Here is a 24,029-nt window from a genome sequence, read left to right on the forward strand (position 1 = left end):
AACCCCTCATTCCGCCCGGACGGTATGCCTATGGCACATACGCACGGCAAACACACCGACTTCGAGGGCCTGCGGGAACAGGCGGTGGCGCTGCGGCGGGCGGGCCACAGCCTCCGCCAGATCCGCGACCAGCTGAAGATCTTCAACAACGACCTCCTCAACCAATTGGTCAAGGGCGAGCCCCCACCCGCCTGGACGAAGCGCCCGAACGCCAAGGACGACCTCCGGGAACGGGCCAGGGAGCTGCGGCTCCAGGGCTGGACCTACAACGAGATCCGGGCCGAGCTCGGATGCTCCAAGAGTTCGGTCTCCTTGTGGGTACGGGACCTGCCGCATCCCGAGCCGAAGTGCACACCGGAAGAACAGCGGGCCCGGATGAACGCGGGGCTGGCGAGACTGCGGGCGTCCCAGGAAGAAGAGAGGGCGGCGACGAAGCAAGCGGCAGCGGCCGCGATCGGCGAGCTGTCGGACCGGGAGCTGTTCATCGCAGGCGTCGCCCTCTACTGGGCGGAGGGTGCCAAGTCCAAGCCCCACCGCCGCGCCGAGGTCCTTCAGTTCATCAACAGCGACCCGAATGTGATCAAGCTCTTTCTGCGCTGGCTGGACCTACTGGGGGTGACACGGGACCACCTCACCCTTCGCGTCTGCATTCACGAAACCGCAGACGTCGAAGCCGCCGAGAAGTACTGGGCAGACATCGTCGGCGTCGACGTGTCCGGGTTCAGCAGGGCCACGCTGAAGAAGCACAACCCGCGAACCGCCCGGAAGAACACGGGTGACAGCTACCGCGGTTGCCTCACGATCTATGTCAGGCAGAGCGCCGCCTTGTACCGTCGCATGGAAGGCGCTTGGTACGGCATAGTAGGAGGCGCCGTTCGACAGCCGGACTGAATGTCCGGTTTAGTCGAATATGTTCCCCCGTGGTGTAATTGGCAGCACTGTGGCTTTTGGTGCCATCTGTCCGGGTTCGAGTCCTGGCGGGGGAGCAACTGCCAAGTTCGGGTCCCGACCGGCCGACGCCCCCTCAGGCCCCGCCCCCATATCCCCCAAACCCCGCCCCGGTATCCTGCGGCTGTTCCCCACCCTCAGAGCCGAAGGGCAAACCGTGAGTGCCATCCGCCCGGCAGCCGTCGTCGTTCTCGCAGCGGGTGAGGGCACCCGTATGAAGTCGGCCACACCCAAGGTGCTGCACCAGATCTGCGGCCGCTCCCTCGTGGGCCATGTGCTCGCCGCCGCCCGCGAGTTGAAGCCCGAGAACCTGGTCGTCGTCGTCGGCCACGCCCGTGAGCAGGTCACCGCGCATCTGACGGAGACCGACCCCGCCGTCCGCACCGCCGTGCAGGAGCGGCAGAACGGCACCGGACACGCCGTACGGATGGGTCTGGAGGAGCTGGGCGGGACCGTGACCGGCACCGTCGTCGTGGTCTGCGGCGACACCCCGCTGCTGACCGCCGGGACCCTGCGCGGCCTCGCCGAGACCCATCACGCCGACGGCAACGCCGTGACCGTACTGACCGCCGAGGTCCCGGACGCCACCGGGTACGGCCGGATCGTGCGGGACGAGGCGTCGGGCGCGGTGACCGCGATCGTGGAGCACAAGGACGCGAGCGCGGAGCAGCGGGCGATCCGGGAGATCAACAGCGGGGTGTTCGCGTTCGACGGCCGGTTGCTGGCGGACGCGCTGACGAAGGTGCGCAAGAACAACAGCCAGGGTGAGGAGTACCTGACCGACGTGCTGGGGATCCTGCGGGAGGCCGGGCACCGGGTCGGGGCGTCGGTCGCGGGTGATCACCGCGAGATCGCGGGGATCAACAACCAGGTGCAGCTGGCGCAGGCGCGCCGGATCCTGAACGACCGGCTGCTGACGCTGGCGATGCTGGACGGTGTCACCGTGGTGGACCCGGCGACCACGTGGGTGGACGTGACCGTGTCGTTCGAGCGGGACGCGGTGGTGCACCCGGGTACGCAGCTGACGGGTGCCACGCATCTCGCGGAGGGCGCGGAGGTCGGCCCCAACAGCCGGCTGAAGGACACCAAGGTGGGCGCGGGGGCGCGGGTGGACAACACGGTGTCGGACGGGGCCGTGGTGGGTGCGGGGGCGAGCGTGGGGCCGTACGCGTATCTGCGTCCGGGGACGCGGCTCGGTGCGAAGGGCAAGATCGGGACGTACGTCGAGACGAAGAACGCGCGGATCGGTGAGGGCACGAAGGTGCCGCATCTGTCGTACGTGGGTGATGCGACGATCGGTGAGCACACGAACATCGGCGCGGCGAGTGTGTTCGTCAACTATGACGGGCAGGACAAGCACCACACGACGATCGGGTCGCATTGCCGTACGGGTTCGGACAACATGTTTGTGGCGCCTGTCACGGTCGGGGACGGTGCGTACACCGCCGCCGGGTCCGTGATCACGAAGGATGTGCCGCCCGGTTCGCTGGCCGTGGCCCGTGGTCAGCAGCGGAATATCGAGGGCTGGGTGGCCCGGAAGCGGCCGGGGAGTGCGGCGGCGAAGGCTGCTGAGGATGCCTCCCGGCAGGTCGGTGGCGAGGACTGACCGGAAACGGGTGCGTCAAAGTCGGCGTACCGTGATAAGTGCACATCCGCACGTGTGCACCCGCACCCCTACCAGCTGATTCGGCCTCTCACGCTCGGACGGGAGGCCGGTCGAGACGTCGGCTGGGTTGAGACAACCTCTGAGGAGACAGTGCTGTGACCGGGATCAAGACGACCGGCGAGAAGAAGATGATGTTCTTCTCCGGCCGCGCCCACCCCGAGCTTGCCGAGGAGGTCGCCCAGCAGTTGGGTGTCGGGGTCGTCCCGACGAAGGCCTTCGATTTCGCCAACGGTGAGATCTATGTTCGTTATCAGGAGTCGGCCCGTGGTGCGGACTGCTTCCTGATCCAGAGCCACACGGCTCCGATCAACAAGTGGATCATGGAGCAGTTGATCATGATCGACGCGTTGAAGCGCGCGTCGGCCCGCTCCATCACGGTGATCGTGCCGTTCTACGGTTACGCCCGTCAGGACAAGAAGCACCGGGGTCGTGAACCGATCTCGGCGCGTCTGATCGCGGATCTGATGAAGACGGCGGGTGCCGACCGGATTCTGACCGTGGATCTGCACACGGATCAGATCCAGGGCTTCTTCGACGGTCCGGTGGATCACCTCTTCGCGCTGCCGCTGCTGGCGGACTACGTGGGCGAGCAGGTGGACCGGAACAAGCTGACGGTGGTGTCGCCGGACGCGGGCCGGGTGCGGGTGGCGGACCGTTGGTGCGACCGGCTGGGCGCGCCGCTGGCGATCGTGCACAAGCGGCGTGACAAGGACGTGGCGAACCAGGTGACCGTCCACGAGGTCGTGGGTGAGGTCAAGGGCCGGGTCTGTGTGCTGGTGGACGACATGATCGACACCGGTGGCACGATCTGCGCGGCCGCGGACGCGTTGTTCGCGCACGGTGCGGAGGATGTCATCGTGACGGCGACGCACGGTGTGCTGTCGGGTCCGGCGGCGGATCGGCTGAAGAACTCCCGGGTGAGCGAGTTCGTGTTCACGAACACGCTGCCGACGCCGGCGGAGCTGGGCCGTGAGCAGGACAAGATCACGGTGCTGTCGATCGCTCCGACGATCGCGCGTGCGGTGCGTGAGGTGTTCGAGGATGGTTCGGTGACCAGCCTCTTCGACGAGCAGTGAGGTTTCTTCAGGTCGGCCGTCCCGGCTAGCTGAAGATCCTTTTGGTACGGCCTCCGGGTCCGGGTAAGCTTCTGGAGTTGCTCGGCGAGGGAGGCCGTACGCGTGCGTACGGCGGTCCGTTATCGACGCGCTCTTCGTAGCAGGCCGTTCGTGGCCGGGTGACCACGTCCGTTCCTAGTACTACGAGGAGTGATCCCTATGTCCGAGGTGAAGATCGCCGCCGAGTCCCGCACCGAGTTCGGCAAGGGTGCGGCCCGCCGCATCCGCCGTGAGAACAAGGTCCCGGGTGTCCTGTACGGCCACGGTTCCGACCCGGTGCACCTGACCCTGCCGGGCCACGAGCTGCTGCTGGCGCTGCGTACGCCGAACGTCCTGATCTCCCTGGACATCGACGGCAAGACCAACGAGCTGGCGATCCCGAAGTCGGTCGTGCGCGACCCGCTGAAGGGCTTCCTGGAGCACGTCGACCTGCTGCTGGTCAAGCGCGGCGAGAAGGTCAACGTCGAGATCCCGGTGCACACCGAGGGCGAGCTGGCCCCGGGTGGCAACCTGCTCGAGCACGTCCTGGCCGCGCTGCCGGTCGAGGCCGAGGCCACGCACATCCCGGAGTCGGTCACCGTCTCCGTGGAGGGCCTGGAGGCCGGTGCCTCCGTCCACGCCAAGGACATCAAGCTCCCCAGCGGTGTCTCGCTGGCCGTCGAGGAGGACGCCGTCGTTCTCCAGGTGCTCCAGGCCCAGGCCGAGGAGACCGAGGGCGAAGAGGCCGCGGCCGAGGGCGACGAGGCTGCCGAGGCCTGATCCTCGCCCCTCATCATCTGTTCAGCCGCCGCTCTCCCTCGCGGGGAGCGGCGGCTGGCGCGTATCAAGGAGACATGGACGTGACCACCCCCGCCAGTGACCCCTGGTTGGTTGTCGGGCTCGGGAATCCCGGGCCGGAGTACGCGATGAACCGGCACAACGTCGGTTTCATGGTGGTGGACCTGCTCGCGCGGCGGATCGGGGGGAAGTTCAAGCGGGCGGGGAAGGCGCAGGCGCAGGTCCTTGAGGGCCGGATCGGTCCCGCGGGTCCCGCGAATCGCCGGGTGATCCTGGCGAAGCCGATGTCGTACATGAATCTGTCCGGTGGCCCGGTGAACGCGCTGAAGGACTTCTACAAGGTGCCGGTGGCGAACATCGTGGCCGTGCACGACGAGCTGGACATCGACTACGGCACGCTGCGGCTGAAGCTGGGCGGCGGGGACAACGGGCACAACGGTCTGAAGTCGATGACGAAGGCGATGGGCGCGGAGTACCACCGGGTGCGGTTCGGGATCGGTCGTCCGCCGGGCCGGATGCAGGTGGCGGACTTCGTGCTGAAGGACTTCTCGTCCGGTGAGCGCAAGGAGCTGGACTACTTCGTGGACCGTGCGGCGGACGCGGTGGAGGCGCTGGTGACCGAGGGCCTGGAGCGGGCGCAGGGCACGTACAACTCCTGACTTGTACGGCTTTGCCGCCGGGCCGAGTTGACCGGCCGCAGGGGTATGGCCAATGATCCCGGCCATGTCCCCCACCGCCAGCCGTTCCGCTCGTCAGGCGTCCGTGTCCGCGTTGCGGTTCGGGCGGGTCGCGACGATGGGCGCGATCGCCGCGTTGATCGTGTTCGCGGGGGTGTGGGGTTCCTGGGGGAACGCCCAGCATGTGCTGCTGACCAAGGGCCGCGAGCAGGGCACGGTGAAGGTGACCGCGTGTGCGGACGGTACGTGCAGTGGTGCGTTCACGCCGACGTCGGCGGGGGCGCGGGCCCGTGCGCGGGTGGAGATCGCGGAGGCGGTCGCGGTGCGCAAGGGGCGGACGTACGACGTGGTGCTGAAGCCGGGCGGTTCAAACGCGCTGCGTTCGGGTGCGGCGGGGATCCTGTACGCCTGGGTGCCGCTGGGCGGCGCGTTGCTGCTGGCGTCGGTGGTGGTCGCGGGCGGGATGCGGCTGCGGCGGGTGGCGTGGGGGCTGGGCCTGGCGGGGATCGGGCTGCTGACGGCGGCGTTCATCGCGGTGCAGTGAGGCCCTGACAGGGGGGTGCCCCCGGGGTCGTACGACTCCGGGGGCACCCTCATGTGGTGGGTCAGCCGGTGTTGCGCAGGCCCGCCGCCACGCCGTTGACGGTGAGGAGCAGGGCGCGGGAGAGCAGCGGGTCGGGTTCGCCGCCGGTGGCCGCCTCGTCGCGCTGGCGCTTGAGCAGGGCGACCTGGAGGTAGGAGATGGGGTCCAGGTAGGCGTCGCGGATGGTGAAGGTCTGCTTGAGGACGGGCTGGGCGTCGAGGAGTTCGGCGCCGCCGGTGATGCGCAGGACCTCGCGGACGGTGAGTTCGTGTTCGGCCTTGATGGTGTCGAACACGTGCTTGAGTTCGTCGGGGACGAGGGTGTCGACGTAGTGCTGGGCGATCCGCAGGTCGGTCTTGGCGAGGGTCATCTCGACGTTGGAGACGAAGTTGCGGAAGAAGTGCCACTGTTCGTGCATCTCGTCGAGGACGCCGTCCAGGCCCGCCTCGCGCAGGGCCTTGAGTCCGGAGCCGACGCCGAACCAGCCGGGGACGATCTGCCGGGACTGGGTCCAGCCGAACACCCAGGGGATGGCGCGCAGTCCGTCGAGGGAGACGCCGGAGCCGGGGCGGCGGGAGGGCCGTGAGCCCAGGTGCAGGTCGGCGAGCTGGTCGACCGGTGTGGAGGCGAGGAAGTACGTCGGCAGGTCGGGGTCCTCGACGAGCCGGCGGTAGGCGGCGTGGGCGGCGTCGGAGACGACGTCCATGGCCGCGTCCCAGCGGGCGAGGGCCTCGTCGGACTGGCGGGGCGCGGTGTGCAGGGCGGAGGCCTGGAGGGTGGCGGCGACCGTCAGCTCCAGGTTCTCCCGGGCCAGGGACGGGATCAGGTACTTGTCGGAGATGACCTCGCCCTGTTCGGTGACCTTGATCTCGCCTTCGAGGGTGCCCCAGGGCTGGGCGAGGATGGCGTCGTGGGAGGGGCCGCCGCCGCGGCCGACGGTGCCGCCGCGGCCGTGGAAGAGGCGCAGGCGCACGCCGTAGCGGTGGGCGACGTCGCGCAGTCGGCGCTGGGCGCGGTGGATCTCCCACTGGCTGGTGGTGATGCCGCCGAACTTGGAGGAGTCGGAGTAGCCGAGCATGACCTCCTGGACGTCGCCGCGCAGCGCGACCAGGCGCCGGTAGGACGGGTCGGAGAGCATGTCCTCCAGGATGGTGTCGGCGGCGCGCAGTTCGTCGGTGGTCTCCAGGAGGGGGACGATGCCGATCTTGGCCCAGCCGGCGTGCAGGTCGATGAGTCCGGCCTCGCGGGCGAGGACGGCGGCGGCGAAGACGTCGTCGGCGCCCTGGCACATGGAGATGATGTAGGACTCGATGACCTCGGGTCCGAAGACGTCGAGGGCCTTCGTCACGGTGCTGAAGACGCCGAGGGTCTTGGCGCCGGCGGCGTCGACGGGGGCCGGGGTGGGGGCGAGCGGCCGGCGGGAGCGCAGTTCCTTGGCGAGGAGCTTGGTGCGGTACTCGCGGGGCATGTCGGCGTAGCGCCAGGATTCCTCGCCGAGCCGGTCGAAGAGCTGGCCGAGGGCGTGGTGGTGGGCGTCGGCGTGTTCGCGGACGTCCATGGTGGCGAGCTGGAGGCCGAAGGCGGCGAGGGTGCGGATGGTGCGGGCGAGCCGGCCGTCGGCGAACAGGGCGCCGCGGTGGCGGCGCAGGGATTCCTGGATGAGGCGCAGGTCGGCGAGGAGTTCGGCGGTGCCGAGGTAGTCGCGGCCGTCCTCGTGGGCGGTGCTCCGGGCGAGGCGCTGCTTGGTGTTCTCCAGCTTCTGCCGGATGCAGGTGGCCTTGAGGCGGTAGGGCTCCTCGGCGTTGAGGCGCTTGTAGCGGGGGCTGATCTCGGGCAGCCGGTCGAGGTCGGCGCGCAGGGAGTCGAGGAGTTCCTCGGTGGCTCCGGTGTAGCGGATGGAGTTGGAGAGGAGTCCGCGCAGTTCGTCGATCATCTCCAGGGCGTCATTGATGCCGTGTTCGTGCTGGAGGATGAGGACGTCCCAGGTGACCTGGGGGGTGACGTTGGGGTTGCCGTCGCGGTCGCCGCCGATCCAGGTGCCGAAGGTGAGGGGGCGGGTGTCGTCGGGCAGGTGGACGCCGACGCGCTCCAGTTCGGCGGTGAGGTCCTCCAGGACGTCGCCGACGGCGTCGGCGTGCAGTTCGTCCAGGTAGTAGATGGCGTTGCGGGCCTCGTCGGCGGGTTCGGGGCGGACGACGCGCAGCTCGTCGGTCTGCCACACCAGGTCGATGTTCTCGGCGAGGCGGATGTCGTGGCGGCGGCGGTCGGAGTCCAGGACGGGGGTGTCCAGGAGGGCGGCGATGCGCCGGAGCTTGTTGAGGACGGACCGGCGGGCGGCCTCGGTGGGGTGGGCCGTGAAGACGGGGCGGACGTTGAGGTGGTGGACGGTGGACCGCAGGTGTTCGGGGTCGGCGTCCTTGAGGCGATCGGCCGTACGGGCGATGAGGCCGCCCTCGGCGGCGCGCCTGGCGCGCAGTTCGCGGCCCCGGTGCACCTGTTCGGTGATGTTGGCGAGGTGGAAGTAGGTGGAGAAGGCGCGTACGAGCTTGGCGGCGGTCTCCAGTTCGGTGCCGCGCAGCAGCTCGGCGGCGGCCTCGCCGTCCTCGCGGGTGAGGCGGCGGACCTTCTCGACCAGTTCGAGGAGTTCAGGGCCTTCCTGCCGTACGAGGGTCTCGCCGAGGAGATCACCCAGGCGGCGGATGTCGGCGCGCAGCTCGGTGCTCGTCGTGGTGGTCTGGTCGTCGGCACTGCTCACAGGTGCGGCTCCTTGCAGTGTTGAAGCGTCTCGGGGAGGTACCCGGCCGTCTGCCGCGCGGCCTGTGCCGCATACGGGCCGGAGCGTCCGGGAAGGAAACTTCAGCGGACCGCGCTGTCCGACCGATTCCAAGGATAGGTGTCGATGAGGACGCGCAGGCTCTCAGGGCTCTTGCCGCCGCTCGACTCACTGCCATACTTACGACGCCGTAGGTTACGGAACCGTAGGGATGTACGGACTCCCCGCGTCCGGTTCCGCCGGCCCGGCACACCCACCCCCGACCCTCGACCCCACAGGGGACGCGCATGACCTCACATTCCGATGTGATCGAAGAAGCCCGTAAGGCCACCGACACTTCCCCTCCGCTGGCCACGCTGGGCGGTGAGAAGAAGCGGTCGATCGAGCAGATCACGCTGCTGCTGTTCATCACCGTTCCGTTCCTGGCGCTGGTGGCCGCGGTGCCGCTGGCCTGGGGCTGGGGGGTGAGCTGGCTCGATGTGGGCCTGCTGGTGTTCTTCTACTACCTGGGGTGCCACGGCATCACCATCGGTTTCCACCGCTATTTCACCCATGGTTCGTTCAAGGCGAAGCGGCCGCTGCGGATCGCGCTGGCGATCATGGGGTCGCTGGCGGTGGAGGGGCCGCTGGTGCGCTGGGTGGCCGATCACCGCAAGCACCACAAGTTCTCCGACGCGGAGGGCGATCCGCACTCCCCGTGGAAGTACGGCGAGACGGTTCCGGCGCTGCTCAAGGGCCTGTGGTGGGCGCATATCGGCTGGATGTTCGACGAGGAGCAGACCTCGCAGGAGAAGTACGCGCCGGATCTGGTCAAGGACCCGGCGCTGCGGGCGATCTCCCGGCAGTTCGTGCTGTGGACGGCGCTGTCCCTCGCGCTGCCCGCGCTGATCGGTGGCCTGGTGACGATGTCCTGGTGGGGCGCGTTCACCGGGTTCTTCTGGGGTTCACTCGTGCGGGTGGCGCTGCTGCATCATGTGACGTGGTCGATCAACTCGATCTGTCACGCGGTGGGCAAGCGGCCGTTCAAGTCGCGGGACCGTTCGGGCAATGTGTGGTGGCTGGCGGTGCTGTCCTGCGGCGAGTCCTGGCACAACCTGCACCATGCCGACCCGACGTCGGCGCGGCACGGGGTGATGCGCGGGCAGCTCGACTCCTCGGCCCGGTTCATCCGGATCTTCGAGCGGCTGGGCTGGGCGTACGACGTGCGCTGGCCGTCACGCTCGCGTATCGATTCGCGCCGTAACGACGCGGATGGCGGCTCCCGGCGCCGGAAGGAGGCCGCTGAGGCGGCATGATTGACGCCGTGGCGACCGATTCCAGCAGCAATCCAGGAACTGACAAAGACAACAAGCAGCGGCGGACCCGCCGGACCCGTATGACCGGTGCCGAGCGCCGCCAGCAGTTGCTGGAGATCGGTCGCACGCTCTTCGCGGCGAAGGGGTTCGAGGGCACCTCGGTGGAGGAGATCGCGGCGAAGGCGGGGGTCTCCAAGCCGGTGGTGTACGAGCACTTCGGCGGCAAGGAGGGGCTGTACGCGGTGGTGGTCGACCGGGAGATGCGGCGCCTGCTCGACATGGTGACCGGGTCGCTGACGGCCGGCCATCCGCGTGAGCTGTGCGAGCAGGCAGCGTTCGCGCTGCTCGACTACATCGAGGAGTACACGGACGGTTTCCGGATCCTCGTGCGCGATTCGCCGATCCCGCAGTCGACGGGGTCCTTCGCGTCGCTGATCTCCGACATCGCCACGCAGGTGGAGGACATCCTGGGCCGCGAGTTCAAGTCCCGCGGCTTTGACCCCAAACTCGCCCCCCTCTATGCCCAGGCCCTGGTCGGCATGGTCGCGCTGACCGGCCAGTGGTGGCTGGACGTGCGCCGCCCGAAGAAGGCGGAGGTGGCGGCGCATCTGGTGAACCTGGCCTGGCACGGCCTGGACGGGCTGGAGCAGCGCCCGCGGCTGATAGGCCACCGGAAGAGCTGAGGTTCACCGGAAGGGGGGAGACTGCTGGGCTCGGCAGGCACGATACGGAATCCTGCCGACATGACTCGGATCGCGATCGCTGCCGCCCGTTCGCAGCGGAGGTCCGGCGCATTCTGGGGTTGCACCGGTGACCTATCGCAGTACCCAGGAGCCGGGCACCACGGACCGGGCCGCGCAGTGATTACCCACCTCGGCCGGACCGTCTGACCGGTTCCAGGAATTCCAGCCGGTTGCCGACCGGGTCCTCGGAGTAGCAGCGGAGATGGCCGGGGAGGTTGTCGTCCCAGGTCACGGGGGCGCCGTGGGTGGTGAGCCGGGCGGCGTAGGACGCGATGTCGCGGACCCGGAGGCCCGGGTGGGCCTTCTTCGCGGGGTGGAAGGCGGGGTCGACGCCGAGGTGGAGGCGGACGGGGCCGGCCTCGAACCAGCAGCCGCCGCGGGCCGCGAGCACCGGCGGTTTGGCGACCTCGGTCATGCCGAGGACGTCGACGTAGTACGAGCGCAGCGCGTCCTCCGATCCGGGTGGCGCCGTGAGCTGTACGTGGTCGAGGGCCACCAGCACGGTCAGGCTCCCTTCACGGCGACGGCGAACAGGCGGCGGAAGGGCAGCACGGTGCCGTAGGGGGCCCGCGGGTAGGCCGCGCGGAGCAGGTCGCGGTATTCGGCGAGGAACGCGTCCCGGGCCTCCGGGTCGTCGGCGAGCGCGGTGAGCACGGGCCGCAGACCGGTGCCCTTCACCCAGTCGAGGACCGCGTCCTCGCCCTGGAGGACATGGAGGTACGTGGTCTGCCAGATGTCGGTGGCGCAGCCGAGGCGGGCGAGGCGGTCCAGATAGGTGCCGGGGGTGTGCAGGCGGTCGGAGCCGCGCAGCATGTCGGCGAGCCGGCTCCGCCAGCGCGGGGACGTGCCCAGGTCGCGCATGAGGGCGTGCAGCGGGGCGTCGGCGTTGTCCGGCACCTGGAAGGCGAAGGTCCCGCCGGGCGTCAGGGCGGCGGTCCAGTCGGCGAAGCGGTCGAGGTGCCCCGGCACCCACTGGAGGGCCGCGTTGGTGATGATCAGGTCGTACGACTCCTCGGGCACCCAGACGGCGGCGTCGGCGTGGGCGAAGTCCAGGTGCCCGCCGCCGGGCGTGGGGCCCTCGTGTCCGGTGTGGGCCGCGTCGAGCATCTCCTGCGAGTTGTCGTAGCCCGTGATGCGCGCCGTGGGCCAGCGTTCGGCCAGCGTGGCGGTGACGTTGCCGGGGCCGCAGCCGAGGTCGGCGATGCGCGGCCGGGCGCCCGGCAGGGCGGGGACGCGGACGAGAAGGTCGGCGAAGGGGCGGGCGCGGTGGCCGGCGTGCCGGAGGTACTGCGCGGGGTCCCAGGTCGTTGTCGTCATGTCCTCCACCTTCCCGCTCAATTTATCTCGACGTCAAGAGGCTTGATAAAAAGATACTCGGTTCCAAGAGACTTCACGTCGACACAACCACTACACTGATCTCATGGAGGACGAGGTCGATCGGCTGGTCGCAGCATGGCGCCGGGAGCGCCCGGACCTCGACGTGGAGCCGCTGGAAGTACTCAGCCGGGTGAGTCGGCTCGCCCGGCACCTGGACCGCGCCCGTCGGCTCGCGTTCGCGGAACATCAGCTGGAGCCCTGGGAGTTCGACGTGCTGACCGCGCTGCGGCGCGCGGGCACGCCGTATCAGCTCTCCCCCGGGCAGTTGCTGACGCAGACCCTGGTCACCTCGGGCACCATGACCAACCGGATCGACCGCCTGGCGAAGAAGGGCCTGGTCGAACGGCTCCCCGACCCGAGCGACCGGCGCGGTGTGCTGGTGCGGCTCACCGACACCGGCCGGGACCGCGCCGACCAGTCCCTCGCGGGGCTGCTGGCCCAGGAGCGGGCCATCCTCGGCGAGCTGTCCCCGGCGCAGCGGGCGGAACTGGCGGGTCTGCTACGCCAGTTGACCGCCCCGTTCGACAACATTCCCGGCTAGGTCCACCGGGCCCACCCCGGCCCGGCGGGCGAGGGCGACGGCGGCCAGGGTGGAGTGGACGCCGAGTTTGCCGAGGACGTTCTGCATATGGGTGCGGACGGTGTGCGGGGAGAGGTACAGCCGCTCGGCGACGGCCTTGCGGCCCAGGCCCGCGACCATGCAGCGCAGCACCTCGCGCTCTCTCGGCGTGAGGGACTCCACCAGGCGTTCGCTCTCGCTGCGGTGTCTGCGGGCGGCGGTCAGCTCCTTGAGCACGCCGGTCAGCAGGGCGGGCGGCAGATGCGTCTCGTCGCGCAGCACACCCCGGATCACCGCGAGCAGCCGCGACAGCGAGCAGTCCTTGGCGACCCAGCCGCAGGCACCGGCGCCGAGCGCGAGGGCGGCGCGGCGCGGGTCGTCCTTCCCGGCGAGGACCACGGTGCGGACGGCGGGCTGGGCGGCGCGCACCCCCGCGACCAGCGAGAGCCCGTCGACCAGCCCCTCTTCCTCCGCGTCCCGCACGGGTACCGGCGAGCGCCCGCCGGTCGGCCTGCCGCCCAGGTCGGCGTCCACGAGCAGCACGTCGTAGCGGCGGCCCTCGGCGACGGCCCGCTCCAGACAGCGCAGTGCGGCCGGGCCGCTGCCGGCGGCGGCGACCTCGACATCGGGCTCGGCGGCCAGGGCGGCGGCGAGCGACTCGGCGAAGATGCGGTGGTCGTCCACGACCAGGACTCGGATACGAACCACAGAACCCCCTGAACGGCACCGGCCCCCAACCGGTCGCTGGTATCTCAGCGTACGGATACCGGCACGCAGCGGAAGGAGATTTACAGAACTGGCCGTCCGGCGCGTTTATGGTGTGCCGCATGTTTCGTATCGAGGCGGAAGTCGACAAGGCACGACAGGAACTGCTCCGCAACCGGCTGCTGGACACCAACACGGCGGCCTCCCCGGTCCTCGCGGCCCTGCGCGGCACCCCCGCCGAACGCGAAGTCCCCCTGCACGTCTGGGCCCTCGATCCCGCCGGAGCTCTCGCGGGCGGCCTGGTGGGCCACACCTGGACCGCCTGGCTGCACGTCACCTACCTCTGGGTGGACGCCGCGCACCGCGGCACGGGCCTCGGCTCCCACCTGCTGGCCCGCGCCGAGCACCTCGCCACCGACCGCGCCTGCACCGCCGCCCGCCTGGAGACCTGGGACTTCCAGGCCCCGGCCTTCTACCGCAGACAGGGTTATGAGGTGGTGTGCGAGATCCCCGACTATCCGCCGGGGATCACGGAGTACACGCTGGTGAAGCGGCTGCGCTGACCTCAGACCAGGCGCCGCGCACCCGCCGACGGAACCGCCTCGAACACCCGGGGAGCCTTGAACTCCGCTGCGATGAATGCCGTTTCCAGGGACTCGGTCAGGGCGGGGACCTCGGCGGTGTCGGTGAGGACGATCGCCGAGCCGCCGAAGCCGCCGCCGGTCATACGGGCGCCCAGGGCGCCGTGGGCGAGGGCCGTGTCCACGACCAGGTCGAGTTCCGGGCAGGAGATGCGGAAGTCGTCGCGCAGCGAGGCATGGCCCTCGGTGAGGACCGGGCCGATGGCGCGGGGGGTCCCGGCGCGCAGCAGGGCGACCGTGCGTTCGACGCGCTCGTCCTCCGTGACGACATGGCGGACCAGCCGGCGGATCTCCTCCTCCTCGCCCAGCCGGGCCAGCGCCGCGTCCAGGTCGGCACGGGCGATGTCGCGCAGGGCGTCGACGCCGAGCAGGGCCGCGCCCTTCTCGCAGCCGACCCGGCGCTTGCCGTACTCGCCGCCGCTGTGCGCGTGCTTGACCTGGGTGTCGACCACGAGGAGGCGCAGGCCCTCGGCCGCGAGGTCGAAGGGGATCTGCCGCTGGGACAGGTCGCGGGTGTCGAGGAAGAGCGCGTGGCCCGGCTCGCAGCACGCGGCCGCGGTCTGGTCCATGATCCCGGTCGGCGCGCCGACGTAGACGTTCTCGGCGCGCTGGCACAGCCGGGCGAGCTGCCACTGGGCGAGGTCGAGGCCGTACAGATCGCGCAGCGCGAGGGCGATCACGACCTCCAGGGCGGCGGAGGAGGACAGGCCGGCGCCGGTGGGCACGGTCGAGGAGAGGTGGATGTCCGCGCCGGTGACCGGGTGGCCCGCCTCGCGCAGGGCCCAGACGACGCCCGCCGGGTAGGCCGTCCACGCGGGGTCGGTGCCCGGCGCGAGCGCGTCGAGGCGCAGCTGCACGACGCCTGTGGCCATGTCCGCGGAATGCAGGCGCAGCAGGCCGTCGTCCCGGCGGGAGACCGCCGCGAGCGCCTGGTGGGGCAGTGCGAACGGCATGACGAAGCCGTCGTTGTAGTCGGTGTGCTCGCCGATCAGGTTGACCCGTCCCGGCGCCGCCCACACTCCCTCCGGGCGCGCTCCGTACAGCTCGGTGAAGCGCTCGGCGACCTGCTGTGCCCCCACTAGTTCTCCTTCGACGCGTTCTGCGCGGACTCCGACAGGTGCTGCGCGAACTCCCAGGCGTCCGCGACGATGCCCGCGAGATCCGCGCGGGCCGGGTTCCAGCCCAGCTTCTCGCGGGCGGTGTCCGCGGCGGCGACCAGGACGGCCGGGTCGCCGCCCCGGCGCGGCGCGACGACCTCGGGGATCGGGTGCCCGGTGACCTCGCGGACGGTCTCGACGACCTCGCGGACGGAGAATCCGTTGCCGTTGCCGAGGTTGCAGATCAGGTGTTCGCCGGGGCGCGCGGCCGTCAGTGCCAGCAGGTGGGCGTCGGCGAGGTCGGCCACGTGGATGTAGTCGCGCACACAGGTGCCGTCGGGCGTCGGGTAGTCGTCGCCGTAGACGGAGATGGCGTCGCGGCGGCCCTGGGCGACCTGGAGGACGAGCGGGATGAGGTGCGACTCGGGGTCATGGCGCTCGCCGTACGCGCCGTACGCGCCCGCCACGTTGAAGTAGCGCAGCGAGACCGCCGCGAGGCCGTGGGCGTTCGCCTCGCTGGTGATCATGTGGTCGACGGCGAGCTTGGACGCCCCGTAGGGGTTGGTCGGGCGGGTCGGGGCGCTCTCGGTGATCGGGACCTGCTCGGGCTCGCCGTAGGTGGCGGCCGTGGAGGAGAAGACGAGGGTGCGCACGCCCGCCTCGCGCATCGCGCCGAGCAGCGCGAGGGTGCCGGCGACGTTGTTGTCCCAGTACTTCTCGGGCTTCACCACGGACTCGCCGACCTGGGAGAACGCGGCGAAGTGCAGCACGCCGTGGTACGAGGCGTCGAGCCACTTGGCGGCGTCGCGAATGTCGCCCTCGACGAAGGCGGCACCGGCCGGGACGCCTTCGCGAAAGCCGGTGGAGAGGTTGTCGAGGACGGTGACCTCGTGTCCGGCCTCCAGCAGATGCTGGGCCACCACGCTGCCGACGTATCCCGCGCCACCCGTCACCAGGTACTTCATGAAGTCGCTACCTCTCGCAGTCGCTCGGCCGCGCGTTCCGGCGGCACGTCGTTGATGAACACGTTCATGCCGGACTCGGAACCCGCGAGAAACTTCAGCTTGCCGGAAGTGCGGCGGATGGTGAAAAGCTCCAGATGGAGCGCGAAGTCGTCCCGTGCCACCCCGTCGAGACCGGCCGGCACGGTGAACGGCGCCTGGTGCCAGGCGGCGATGTACGGCGTCGGCGGCTCGCCGGTCCCGAAGATCCGGTCGAAGCGCCTCAAGAGTTCCAGATACACCTGGGGGAATTCTGTGCGCGCGGCCTCGTCCAGGGCGAGCAGATCGGGGACGCGGCGCCTCGGGTACAGGTGGACCTCGTAGGGCCAGTGCGCCGCGTACGGCACGAAGGCCACCCAGTGTTCACCCGCCAGGACGACCCGCTCGTCGGCGAGTTCACGCTCCAGGACGGCGTCGAAGAGGTTCTCCCCGGCGTGGGCCGCCTTGTGGTCGGCGAGCGAGCGGAGCATCAGCGCGGTGCGCGGGGTGGTGAAGGGGTAGGCGTAGATCTGTCCGTGCGGGTGACCGAGGGTCACACCGATCTCGGCGCCGCGGTTCTCGAAGCAGAACACCTGCTCGACACCGGGCAGCTGCGACAGCTCCGCCGTGCGGTCGGTCCACGCGTCCAGCACCAGGCGCCCCTGCTCGGGGGTCAGATCGGCGAAGGAGGCGTCATGGTCGGAGGTGAAGCAGACGACCTCGCAGCGGCCGGAGTCACCGGCGAGCGAGGGGAAGCGGTTCTCGAAGACGACGACGTCGTACGAGGAGTCCGGGATCTCGCTGAGCCGCTCGCCCTCGGTCGGGCACAGCGGGCACTGGTCGGCCGGCGGGTGGTAGGTGCGGCCCTGCCGGTGGGAGGCGACGGCGACCCGGTCGCCGAGCAGCGGATCGCGGCGGATCTCGGAGGTGGTGGCCGTGCGGTCCAGCGGGCGGCGGTCGACGGCGTCGCGCACGGTGTCGTCCCGCAGGTCGTAGTAGATCAGCTCGCGACCGTCGGCCAGCAGGGTCGGGGTCTTCTTCACGCCGGACTCCTCTCAACAGAATCAAACATAACAGACCACAACCCGACACAGAATCAGATCATCACAATCGAACAAAGATCACCATCAGAAGTGTTCATTTTCTAAACACACAGGCGTAGGTTCCGCTCTGATCAGTTCGCGCAACGAAGCGAGTTCTTATGCAAACCACCACATACGCGCATACGTATCTGGCGGCGGCCGGGCTACGGCTCCCGACCAACTGGCTGGATTACACGATCCTGGCGATCTACTTCGTCGTGGTGCTCGGGATCGGTTTCGCCGCCCGCCGCTCGGTCAAGACCAGCCTCGACTTCTTCCTGTCCGGACGCTCGCTGCCCGCCTGGATCACCGGCCTCGCCTTCATCTCGGCGAACCTGGCGGCCACCGAGATCCTCGGCATGGCCGCCAACAGCGCCCAGTACGGCGCCTACACCGTGCACTGGTACTGGATCGGCGCCATCCCCGCCATGGTCTTCCTCGGCCTGGTGATGATGCCCTTCTACTACGGCAGCAAGGTCCGCTCGGTCCCGGAGTTCCTGCTGCTGCGCTTCGACAAGGCAGCCCATCTGCTCAGTTCGATCCTGTTCGCCTTCGCCGCGATCCTGATCGCCGGCGTCAACCTGTACGCCCTCGCGATCGTGGTCGAGGCCCTGCTGGGCTGGCCCCAGTGGGTGGCCATCGTGGTCGCCGGTGCCTTCGTCCTCGCGTACATCACCCTGGGCGGCCTGTCCTCGGCGATCTACAACGAGGTGCTCCAGTTCTTCGTGATCCTGGCCGCGCTCATCCCGCTCACCATCCTCGGGCTGCGCAAGGTCGGCGGCTGGGGCGGGCTGACCCACAAGCTCGCCGAGACCCACGGGCACAACTTCACCACCGCGTGGGGCGGCACCGGGATCGGCAGCACCAACCCGCTCGGCGCGAACTGGCTGACGATCGTGCTCGGCCTCGGATTCGTGCTCTCCTTCGGCTACTGGACCACCAACTTCGCCGAGGTCCAGCGCGCCCTGTCCGCGAAGAACCTCTCGGCGGGGCGGCGCACCCCGCTGATCGCCGCGTACCCGAAGATCTTCATCGTCTTCCTGGTGATGATCCCGGGCCTGGTCGCGGCCGCGCTCGTGCCCAACATCGGCACCAGCGGCTCCGGCCTCCAGTACAACGACGCCATCCCCTACCTGATGCAGGAGCTGCTGCCCAACGGTGTGCTCGGCATCGCGGTCACCGGTCTGCTCGCCGCGTTCATGGCCGGCATGGCGGCCAACGTGTCGTCCTTCAACACCGTGTTCACCACGGACATCTGGGCGAAGTACGTGGTGCGCGGGCGGGAGGACGCGTACTACGTGCGGTTCGGCCGGTGGATCACCGTGATCGGCGTCTGCGCGTCGGTGGGCACGGCGTTCCTCGCGTCGTCGTTCTCGAACATCATGTCCTACCTCCAGACGCTGTTCTCCTTCTTCAACGTGCCGATGTTCGTCGTCTTCATCATCGGCATGTTCTGGAAGCGGGCGTCGGTCAAGTCCGGCTTCTGGGGCCTGCTCGCGGGCACCGTCACCGCGATGGTCAACTACTTCGTCCTCTACAAGAGGGGGATCATCTCCATCCCGTCCGACCAGGGCGCCAACTTCGTCTCGGCGATCGCCGGGTTCGTCGCCGGTGCGGTCGTGATGGTCCTGGTGACCCTGTTCACCGAGCCGAAGCCGGCCCGGGAGCTCCAGGGCCTGGTCTACGGCACCCGGTCGCCGGGGATGTCCGAGCCGCCGGCCCCCGGTGACGACGCGTGGTACCGCAAGCCGGCGCTGCTGGGCTGGGGCGCGGTCGTGCTGGCCGCCGTCTGCTACATCCCGTTCTCGTTCTGACGCGGGAGGATCGAGGGAACATGTCCGAGAACTCCGAACACCATTACACCGAGGGCGAGATCGCGCGCGAGGTCACCGAGCTGGAGAGCAAGTCGGCGACGGCGTCCCGCATCTTCGATCTGCGGCGCATCATCGGCGGGCTCTTCGTGCTCTACGGCGTGATCGTCACGATCACCGGCATCACGGATCCGCAGTCCGCGATCGACAAGGCGCAGGGGGTCAACATCAACCTGTGGACCGGGATCGGGATGCTGCTGCTGGGCGTCTTCTTCCTGGTCTGGCTGAAGCTCCGGCCGGTGGCGCCTCCGCAGGAGGATTAGCGCCGTCGGGGGGGGGCGGCCCGTCCGCCGGGTGCGGCCGCGTCGTGGCTGATCGCGCAGTTCCCCGCGCCCCTTGCGGGGCGCTGCGGCGGGGCCGGGAGCTAGGCTCCCGCCCCCCCGGGAGCTAGGCTCCCGGCCCCGCCGCGCGGTCCAGCAGGCCCGTGCGCGCGGCCAGCGCCGCCGCCTCCAGACGTGAGCCCACGCCCAGTTTCATCAGCACCCGCTGCACATGGGTGCGGGCCGTGCTCGGGGCTATGCGCATGCCGGAGGCGATGACACGGGTGTCCTCGCCGTCGGCGACGCGCACCAGGACCTCGACCTCGCGCGGGGTCAGGACGCCGAGCAGGCGCTGGGCCTCGTCGTCGGGCTGGGCGGTGGGGTTCAGCAGCTCCTCGAACGCCTCCTGGAGAAGCCCGGGGGCCACCGCCGACTCACCCGCGCGGGCCTTCAGGATCGCCCGCTCGACCCCCTCGATGCGCTCGTCGTGCCGTACGTACCCCGACGCCCCGGCGGCGAACGCCGCGGCGATCCCCCGCGGCGAGGGCACCGGGCCCAGCACCACGACCGCCACCTGCGGCCGCTCCCGCTTGATCTTGGCCACCGGGTCGAAGGCGCCCGGCTCGGCCGGGGCGGCCGTACCCAGCAGGCACACCTCGGGCGCCCGCGCGATCACCAGATCGGCGGCGCCCGCGGCGGGCGCGGCCGAGGCGAGCACCCGGTGCCCGCGCAGTTTCAGCGCCGATGCGAGCGCCTCCGCGAGCAGGCGATGGTCGTCCACGACCATGAGCCGTACTCCCATTGAGAAACCCCCCAGTCCCGCCCATGGATGCCCCACTATGGACGTCCACCGGCCCGAAGGACAGAGGGCCCCCCGGCGCCCCGCCCCTGTGCATGCCCCCGGAAGCTACCCGCTTGTTCGAGGCCACGCCGCCCCTGGACAGCAGAAGTGCCCCGGACCGATGACATCCGGGGCACCGCTGACTAAGTCACCCGTTCGGGTGATTGTGTGGCGGCGGTCAGCCGTCCGTGCCGAAGGCCAGCACCAGATACGACTTGTCGTCGTTCGGGTCCGCCTTGTCGACGAAGACGTCGGACATGTACAGCCGGCCGTTCGCGAAGAGGATCTCCGCGTAGTCCGGCAGCATGCTGCCCTCCGCGCGCCGGACGCTCTCCGTGGAGGGGTTCTCCAGGAGCTTGGTCTCCTTGAAGGTGGAGCCGTCGATGCTGACGATCTGGCCGCCCTTGTCGTACGGCGGCTTCTTGTAGGCGATCAGGTTGGCGCCGTCCATGCGCAGCGGCGACAGCAGATAGCCGTCCCCGGCCTCGGCGCGCTGGCCCGTGGGCTTGCCGGTGGCCAGGTCGAAGGCGACGACCTCGTTGGTGGTGCTGTAGGAGGTCCCGCTGCCGTCGTGCTCCTCGGTCGGCACGAACAGCTTGCCGCCGCCGACGACGACCTCGTGGCAGTCCTCGATCCGGGTGATGCCGTCGCAGCGGCCGCCGTAGGTCTTGCCGGGCGCGGAGATCCGGGCGAGCAGCTTGCCGGTCTTGTTGTCGATGGAGAAGTAGTCCGAGATGCCGCTGCCGTCGCCCGCGCTGTCGCCGACGTCGGCGGCCACCACCAGCGGATCGGTGGAGACGACCGAGGCGTACTCGATGCCCGGGTCCATCTTGTACTCGGAGAGGACCTTGCCCGACTTCGGGTCGATGGTCTGGATGGACAGCTGGGTGTTGTCCGAGTCGCCGCAGCTGCGCACCGCGACCAGCTTGGCGCCGCCGCCGTAGCCGGAGTCGTAGCAGTCCTCGCCCGGCTTCGGCTGCCACAGCGGCTTGCCGGAGTCGATGTCGAAGGCCGCGCCGCCGTTGCTGTCGCCGAGCGCGACGGTGTGCTGGGCGACGGTCACATTCTGGTAATTGACCGGGTAGTCACCGACGTTGACGGTCTTCGTCCACAGCTTCTTGCCCGCGTCCAGGTCGATCGCCGCGATGTCGGAGCAGCCCTGGTACTTCTTGTTCGTCGGCTGGTACGTGATCGCGGTCTTGTCGTCGGCGGTGATGTGCCGGCTGGCCGCGCAGACCGGGCCGGGCAGCTTGACCGTCCACAGCTTGCCGCCCTTGACCGGGTCGTAGCCGACGATCTCGTCGACACCGGTCTTGGCGTACACCTTGTCGGTCAGCCAGGAGCCGGAGGTGCTCACCGTGTCCTTGACCGAGGGCGAGGGGACCTGGAAGAGGACCTTGGCCGCCGTGTTCGCGGGCACCTTCTCCTTGCCGCCGGTCGAACCGCCCGAACCCTTGTCCTGGCCGCCGCCGTTGCCGCCGCCGGAGGACGCGGTGTCCTGCTTGGTGCCGCCGTCACCGGAGCCCGCGTACCAGATGCCGCCGACGACGATCAGCGCGATGACGACGACCGCCGCGATGACGATGTACAGCGCGGTGTTGTTCCGCCCGCCACCGGCGCCGCCGCCCTGCTGCCGCATCGGCATGGTCGGGAGCTGGCCCGGATAGCCGTAGCCCGGCTGCCCGGACTGCTGCATGGGCTGGGTGGGCATGGCGTACGGGTTCTGGGGCGGCGCCCCGTAGGGGGCGGGGGGCTGCTGGCCGTACGGGTTCTGGGGCGCGGCGGGGTAGCCGTAACCGGGCGGCGGGGGCGTCGGCTGCGGGTAGCCGTAGCCGGGCGCCGGCTGCTGCGGGGGTCCGGGCGGCGGGGTCTGCTGGGGCGGCTGCGGGGGCTGCTGGCCCGGGGCGCCCGGTGGGGGCGGCGGGGTCGGCGGGCCGAACCCCCCTTGCTGCGGGGGCTGGTTCGGCGGGGGCGGGGGCGGCTGGGTCATGGCTCGGGTACCTCGGTGACACTCGGGAGGCCGGACGGCGGCCGGAACGGGAGAAGGGCGGGGAAGCGGGCCGGGCTCAGTTGCCGAAGGCCATGATCAGCTTCTCCTTCGACTCGTCGTTGCCGTTCAGCCGGCCGGCCGAGATGATGAAGCGCCCGTCGGCCCAGTCGATGACGCCGTTGTAGAAGGTGTCCTCGATCTGCGCGGTGCCCCGCGGGTTCTGGAGCAGCTTCGTCGGGGTGTGGGTGGCGCCGCCGGTCGGGATGGAGACCACCTGGCCGCCCGCGTCGTACGACGGCTGCACATACGCGATGAGCTTGCCGCCCTCGGTCCTCATCGGGGCCATCGGCTCGGCCACCGGGGACTTGACCCGCCACTTCGCGGTGCCGGTGGAGAGGCTGATCGCGACGATCTCGTTGGCGTCGGCGGTCGCGGACGTGGGCAGGTAGAGCGTGTCGGCGTCGGCCGCGACACCCTGGCAGCCCTGGAGGTCGCGCTCCAGGATCGCCCAGCCGCAGCTCGGGGAGAACTTCTCGTCCACCTTGACCTGGGAGCGGAACTTGCCGTCCGAGGTGAAGGTGGAGATGTTCCACGTCTTCTTGTCCTCGTTGGTCAGATAGACCACGAGCGGGTTCATCGAGTACACCCGGCTGACCTGCCAGCCCTTCTTGAGGGGCTGGGTCCACTTCACCTTGCCGGTGGCCGGGTCGAGTTCCTGGAGCTCGTCGTGCTCGGTGCTGGTCGAGGCGGCGCAGGACGCCACCTGGACGAGCTTGCCCGCGCCGCCCGCGTACCCGGCGGGGAAGCAGGCGTTGCCGTAGCGCTTCTTGTCGTACAGCTTCTTGCCGCTGTCGATGTCGTAGGCGGTGCCCGACTCGGAGCGGCCCACCATCAACGTGCGCCCGGCCACGCTCAGTTCGACGTTGAGGGCGCTGTCGAACAGCCCGCCGTCGGCGACCTGGGCGTTCCAGCCCTTCTTGCCGGTGGCGAGGTCGAGCTGGGTGAGCTGGTTGCACTTGGCGTTGTCGCCCGCGCCGTTCATGTACGCCACGACGACCTTGCCGTCGTCCGACTTCTGCGGGGTGACCGCGCAGATCTTCTGCGGGAAGGCGATGGGGCCCCAGGGGGAGGAGCCGTTGCCGGTGTCGTAGGCGAAGACCTGCTTGTACGCCGCCTTCACCACGGTGTTCCCGGCGACCCACATGCCGGGGGCGTCGGCGCCCGAGCCGGGGGCGTCCGGTGCCGACTTGTACCAGAGCACCTTCGCCTCGCCGGACGCGCGGCCCTTGTTGAGGTCCTCGGGGTCGTCGCCGCCGGTGGCGGACGAGGAGGCCGAGGGGGCGCCGGACGAGGTCGGCGCGCCGCTGCCGCTCTGCTCGGCCACGGGCTTCTTCTTGCCGTCGTCGCCGCTGGTGACGGCGTAGACGGTGCCGGCTATGACGAGCAACGCGGCCGCCGCGGCGCCCACGATCAGCACCGTCTTCTTCTTGCTGCCGCCGCCCTGGGGCGGGAAGGGGCCGCCGGGGGCGGTGCCGGGGGCGCCGGGGTACGGCGGCTGCGGCGGGAAGCCGTGACCGGGCTGGGGCTGCTGCCCGTAGGGGCCCGGCTGCTGGGGCTGCGGGTAGCCGTAGGGGCCGGGGGCGGCGGGCGCGCCGTAAGGGGCGGGGGCTCCGTAGGGGCCGGGGGCGCCGGGGGCCGCAGGGGCGGCGCCGTAGGGGCCGGGCTGCTGGGGGTGGGCGGGACCGGGGTCGCGGGCGGGACCGGGGTCGCGGGCGGCTTGGAGAGGACCGTCGGCGGCGGGGCGGCCGGGGCCGCGGGAGCCGTCGGCGGCTGGGCCGGGACCGGCGGCTGATTCCCCGGGTCCCTCGGGTCCCGTGGGTCCCGTGGGTCCCTGGGATCTCTCGGGTCCTGCGGTGCTCCGAAGCCGCCGCTGGGCGACTGGTCGGGCGGCTGAGTCATCAGCGCTCTTCCCCCTCGTTCACTGATTTTTAGCCACGCCCTGAGGTTCTTGACGGACCCAAGGTCGTTGTGGAGACAGTTTTCAGACGG

Annotated in this window: 23 protein-coding genes and 1 tRNA gene; 14 read left to right on the forward strand and 10 right to left on the reverse strand. The window is 70.1% G+C overall.

Annotated elements, in window-relative coordinates; genetic code table 11:
* Nucleotides 1-30 precede the first annotated feature (30 nt).
* From ACLF5H_RS10705 to ACLF5H_RS10735, 7 genes are all read left to right on the forward strand, one after another.
* Entirely contained in the window at nt 31-891 is an 861-nt protein-coding gene (locus tag ACLF5H_RS10705; RefSeq protein ID WP_421675824.1) for a terminase gpP N-terminus-related DNA-binding protein, read from the forward strand.
* 23 nt (nt 892-914) lie between these two features.
* A tRNA-Gln gene (locus ACLF5H_RS10710) sits at nt 915-986 on the forward strand.
* A gap of 119 nt (nt 987-1,105) precedes the next feature.
* Nucleotides 1,106-2,554, forward strand: a complete 1,449-nt coding sequence (gene glmU / locus ACLF5H_RS10715; RefSeq protein ID WP_421675825.1) for a bifunctional UDP-N-acetylglucosamine diphosphorylase/glucosamine-1-phosphate N-acetyltransferase GlmU — start codon at nt 1,106-1,108, stop codon at nt 2,552-2,554.
* Between the two features lie 155 nt (nt 2,555-2,709).
* Nucleotides 2,710-3,690, forward strand: coding sequence for a ribose-phosphate diphosphokinase (locus ACLF5H_RS10720; RefSeq protein ID WP_037653747.1), 981 nt, complete (start codon nt 2,710-2,712; stop codon nt 3,688-3,690).
* 198 nt (nt 3,691-3,888) lie between these two features.
* Complete coding sequence (locus tag ACLF5H_RS10725) at nt 3,889-4,488, forward strand: 50S ribosomal protein L25/general stress protein Ctc (RefSeq protein ID WP_421675826.1); 600 nt, start codon at nt 3,889-3,891, stop codon at nt 4,486-4,488.
* A 74-nt stretch (nt 4,489-4,562) separates the two neighbouring features.
* The gene (gene pth, locus ACLF5H_RS10730) at nt 4,563-5,165 is read left to right on the forward strand and encodes an aminoacyl-tRNA hydrolase (protein ID WP_421675827.1); all 603 of its coding nucleotides are present in this window, start codon (nt 4,563-4,565) and stop codon (nt 5,163-5,165) included.
* 52 nt (nt 5,166-5,217) lie between these two features.
* Complete coding sequence (locus ACLF5H_RS10735) at nt 5,218-5,727, forward strand: hypothetical protein (RefSeq protein ID WP_421675828.1); 510 nt, start codon at nt 5,218-5,220, stop codon at nt 5,725-5,727.
* Between the two features lie 61 nt (nt 5,728-5,788).
* On the opposite strand, the gene ppc is transcribed toward ACLF5H_RS10735, so the two are convergent.
* Nucleotides 5,789-8,521: a phosphoenolpyruvate carboxylase gene (gene ppc / locus ACLF5H_RS10740; RefSeq protein ID WP_421675829.1), complete on the reverse strand. Its 2,733-nt coding sequence runs from the start codon at nt 8,519-8,521 to the stop codon at nt 5,789-5,791.
* A 305-nt stretch (nt 8,522-8,826) separates the two neighbouring features.
* Between ppc and ACLF5H_RS10745 the strand changes: the two genes are divergently transcribed.
* Both ACLF5H_RS10745 and ACLF5H_RS10750 read left to right on the forward strand, forming a co-directional pair.
* Nucleotides 8,827-9,834: an acyl-CoA desaturase gene (locus ACLF5H_RS10745; protein WP_421675830.1), complete on the forward strand. Its 1,008-nt coding sequence runs from the start codon at nt 8,827-8,829 to the stop codon at nt 9,832-9,834.
* Nucleotides 9,831-10,517: a TetR family transcriptional regulator gene (locus tag ACLF5H_RS10750; RefSeq protein WP_421675831.1), complete on the forward strand. Its 687-nt coding sequence runs from the start codon at nt 9,831-9,833 to the stop codon at nt 10,515-10,517. Before ACLF5H_RS10745 ends, ACLF5H_RS10750 begins: the two co-directional genes overlap by 4 nt.
* A 181-nt stretch (nt 10,518-10,698) precedes the next feature.
* Here the strand turns inward: ACLF5H_RS10750 and ACLF5H_RS10755 are convergent, their stop codons facing one another.
* Nucleotides 10,699-11,079 (reverse strand): VOC family protein, encoded by a 381-nt coding sequence (locus ACLF5H_RS10755; protein WP_421675832.1) that lies wholly within the window; start codon nt 11,077-11,079, stop codon nt 10,699-10,701.
* Nucleotides 11,080-11,081: 2 nt separating this feature from the next.
* Nucleotides 11,082-11,894 carry a trans-aconitate 2-methyltransferase gene (locus ACLF5H_RS10760; RefSeq protein ID WP_421675833.1) on the reverse strand — a complete coding sequence of 271 codons (813 nt, stop codon included), beginning with the start codon at nt 11,892-11,894 and terminating at the stop codon, nt 11,082-11,084.
* Between the two features lie 103 nt (nt 11,895-11,997).
* On the opposite strand from ACLF5H_RS10760, the gene tamR reads away from it, so the two are divergent.
* Nucleotides 11,998-12,495, forward strand: coding sequence for a MarR family transcriptional regulator TamR (gene tamR, locus ACLF5H_RS10765; protein WP_421675834.1), 498 nt, complete (start codon nt 11,998-12,000; stop codon nt 12,493-12,495).
* On the opposite strand, the gene ACLF5H_RS10770 is transcribed toward tamR, so the two are convergent.
* Nucleotides 12,454-13,221: a LuxR C-terminal-related transcriptional regulator gene (locus ACLF5H_RS10770; RefSeq protein WP_421675835.1), complete on the reverse strand. Its 768-nt coding sequence runs from the start codon at nt 13,219-13,221 to the stop codon at nt 12,454-12,456. The genes tamR and ACLF5H_RS10770 overlap by 42 nt on opposite strands.
* Before the next feature lie 119 nt (nt 13,222-13,340).
* Here ACLF5H_RS10770 and ACLF5H_RS10775 point away from each other — a divergent pair, with 119 nt between their 5' ends.
* Nucleotides 13,341-13,781 (forward strand): GNAT family N-acetyltransferase, encoded by a 441-nt coding sequence (locus ACLF5H_RS10775; RefSeq protein WP_421675836.1) that lies wholly within the window; start codon nt 13,341-13,343, stop codon nt 13,779-13,781.
* Between the two features lie 2 nt (nt 13,782-13,783).
* Here ACLF5H_RS10775 and galK read toward each other — a convergent pair whose 3' ends face one another.
* The 3 genes from galK to galT are packed head-to-tail and all read right to left on the reverse strand — an operon-like array spanning nt 13,784 to nt 16,979.
* Nucleotides 13,784-14,938: a galactokinase gene (gene galK, locus ACLF5H_RS10780; protein WP_421675837.1), complete on the reverse strand. Its 1,155-nt coding sequence runs from the start codon at nt 14,936-14,938 to the stop codon at nt 13,784-13,786.
* Nucleotides 14,938-15,921, reverse strand: coding sequence for a UDP-glucose 4-epimerase GalE (gene galE / locus ACLF5H_RS10785; protein ID WP_421675838.1), 984 nt, complete (start codon nt 15,919-15,921; stop codon nt 14,938-14,940). Before galE ends, galK begins: the two co-directional genes overlap by 1 nt.
* Nucleotides 15,918-16,979 carry a galactose-1-phosphate uridylyltransferase gene (gene galT / locus ACLF5H_RS10790; RefSeq protein WP_421675839.1) on the reverse strand — a complete coding sequence of 354 codons (1,062 nt, stop codon included), beginning with the start codon at nt 16,977-16,979 and terminating at the stop codon, nt 15,918-15,920. Before galT ends, galE begins: the two co-directional genes overlap by 4 nt.
* Nucleotides 16,980-17,137: 158 nt before the next feature.
* Here galT and ACLF5H_RS10795 point away from each other — a divergent pair, with 158 nt between their 5' ends.
* A complete protein-coding gene (locus tag ACLF5H_RS10795) occupies nt 17,138-18,832 on the forward strand; it encodes a sodium:solute symporter family protein (RefSeq protein ID WP_421675840.1) in 1,695 nt (564 codons plus the stop codon).
* Between the two features lie 20 nt (nt 18,833-18,852).
* Nucleotides 18,853-19,152 (forward strand): hypothetical protein, encoded by a 300-nt coding sequence (locus ACLF5H_RS10800; protein ID WP_421675841.1) that lies wholly within the window; start codon nt 18,853-18,855, stop codon nt 19,150-19,152.
* Nucleotides 19,153-19,276: 124 nt separating this feature from the next.
* On the opposite strand, the gene ACLF5H_RS10805 is transcribed toward ACLF5H_RS10800, so the two are convergent.
* The 3 genes from ACLF5H_RS10805 to ACLF5H_RS10815 all read right to left on the reverse strand — a co-directional run bounded on the left by ACLF5H_RS10805 (nt 19,277) and on the right by ACLF5H_RS10815 (nt 23,457).
* Nucleotides 19,277-19,951 carry a helix-turn-helix transcriptional regulator gene (locus tag ACLF5H_RS10805; RefSeq protein ID WP_421675842.1) on the reverse strand — a complete coding sequence of 225 codons (675 nt, stop codon included), beginning with the start codon at nt 19,949-19,951 and terminating at the stop codon, nt 19,277-19,279.
* A gap of 217 nt (nt 19,952-20,168) precedes the next feature.
* Complete coding sequence (locus ACLF5H_RS10810) at nt 20,169-21,980, reverse strand: PQQ-binding-like beta-propeller repeat protein (RefSeq protein ID WP_421675843.1); 1,812 nt, start codon at nt 21,978-21,980, stop codon at nt 20,169-20,171.
* 76 nt (nt 21,981-22,056) lie between these two features.
* Nucleotides 22,057-23,457 (reverse strand): PQQ-binding-like beta-propeller repeat protein, encoded by a 1,401-nt coding sequence (locus ACLF5H_RS10815; RefSeq protein ID WP_421675844.1) that lies wholly within the window; start codon nt 23,455-23,457, stop codon nt 22,057-22,059.
* A 93-nt stretch (nt 23,458-23,550) separates the two neighbouring features.
* Between ACLF5H_RS10815 and ACLF5H_RS10820 the strand changes: the two genes are divergently transcribed.
* Nucleotides 23,551-23,832: a hypothetical protein gene (locus ACLF5H_RS10820; RefSeq protein ID WP_421675845.1), complete on the forward strand. Its 282-nt coding sequence runs from the start codon at nt 23,551-23,553 to the stop codon at nt 23,830-23,832.
* The last annotated feature ends 197 nt before the right edge of the window (nt 23,833-24,029 follow it).

The sequence above is a fragment of the Streptomyces sp. LaBMicrA B280 genome, from assembly GCF_049222185.1.
Classification (GTDB): Bacteria; Actinomycetota; Actinomycetes; order Streptomycetales; family Streptomycetaceae; genus Streptomyces; species Streptomyces murinus.